Genomic DNA, 1,371 nt, shown 5'->3' with positions numbered 1-1,371 from the left:
TTTGACCTGTACACGGCCACTGAAAGCCCGATGGCAAAAGAGGCACTGGAACGTATTGGCCAGTTGTATGCCGTTGAGGAAGAAGCCAGGGATTTTAGCATCGAAGCCCGCAGGGCGTTGCGGGCGGAAAAGAGCTTGCCCGTCTTAAATGGGTTACATGAATGGCTGGTGGGTGCGCGTGCCAAGACGGCCAACGGCGGAGCCTCCGCCAAAGCCATAGATTACCTTCTGAGGCGCTGGGCGAGTTACGTGCGTTATGCCCATACGGGGCATTTGCCGATAGACAACAATGCGGTGGAAAACTGTGTCCGGCCTGTTGCACTGGGAAAAAAGAACTGGCTGTTCGCAGGTTCCGAGCGGGCGGGCAAACGTGCGGCGGCAATCCAGAGCCTGTTGGGCACGGCAAAGCTGAACGGCCTGAACCCGGAGGCCTGGCTAAGGAACACCTTGGAAAAACTACCGACTTGGCCAAACAGGCGTATTGATGAGTTATTGCCGTTTGCACCGGGGGCTATTGAAAAACTCAGGCAGGGGTAGTGGTTTTGGTGCTCTGCTCTTATGATGTGCGTGTGGGGGTATGGGTTGTTTTTTGAAAAAATCTAGAGGATATCAGAGCCGATGACAATGCTTTAGGTGGTTGCGCTAAACGCTTACGAACTAAGCCACAACGCCTGCATTTTAGGCCAATTTTTTTAGGAACTCACGGCAGGCAGAGTTTTTCAAGCTAACCCCGGTTTCCTTTTCGATCATGTCTATGGCTTGGTTGACCGTATGGGGAGGCTGCTTGTCAAACAGCTCTTTCAGTTGCGGAATATAGGGTTCCAATTGGCTCTTCGGGGTACGGTAATTGTCCTTCAGCAACAGGGGCAGGCCACCCGTGGCGTATAGCTTTACTTGGTTCGTCACGGTATCCTCGTCTACTTTCATGATGAGGGCTATTTCTTGCCGCGAATAGCCCATGCTCCTGAGGTATACGATAAAGCATTTTTTCCGGATTTTCGGGTTAGTGTTCGAAAAAGCGTTGTCATAAAGCTCTACTTTTTGGTCGTTGGTCAGTTGCAGTGTAATCATGAATCTGGTTTATCAGTTTACAAAAATCCTATTTTTACAGTATTTTTGTAAATTGACAAACCGAAAACCTAACCATGCAGAGTATAGGCAAATTCTGGGTAGGGGGTGTACTTACTTATAGGAGTTACGCATTGACAGCGAAAAACAGCTGTGAAATGCTTTTTTAGGCGTTTTTATAAAAGCTAGTGATTAATAAAATCAATTAGTTAATAATTTTCTCAAAACAAAAATTAATGATTTTGGCTCATGGGGCGAATTGTGTGATGCCACACATAATTCTCAAAAATGCCAAAGTACATC

General features: G+C 47.4%; 2 protein-coding genes. One reads left to right on the top strand and one right to left on the bottom strand.

Going from position 1 to position 1,371, the window contains the following annotated elements:
* Positions 1–537 (top strand): IS66 family transposase (locus tag CRENPOLYSF2_RS02220; RefSeq protein ID WP_140396765.1); only part of this gene is annotated, 537 nt, incomplete at its 5' end.
* A 141-nt stretch (positions 538–678) separates the two neighbouring features.
* On the opposite strand, the gene CRENPOLYSF2_RS02215 is transcribed toward CRENPOLYSF2_RS02220, so the two are convergent.
* Positions 679–1,071, bottom strand: coding sequence for a helix-turn-helix domain-containing protein (locus CRENPOLYSF2_RS02215; RefSeq protein ID WP_087142336.1), 393 nt, complete (start codon positions 1,069–1,071; stop codon positions 679–681).
* Positions 1,072–1,371: the final 300 nt, after the last annotated feature.

This window comes from Crenothrix polyspora, assembly GCF_900163755.1.
Taxonomy (GTDB): Bacteria; Pseudomonadota; Gammaproteobacteria; order Methylococcales; family Methylomonadaceae; genus Crenothrix; species Crenothrix polyspora.
This window is presented reverse-complemented; position numbering and strand designations above follow the sequence as displayed.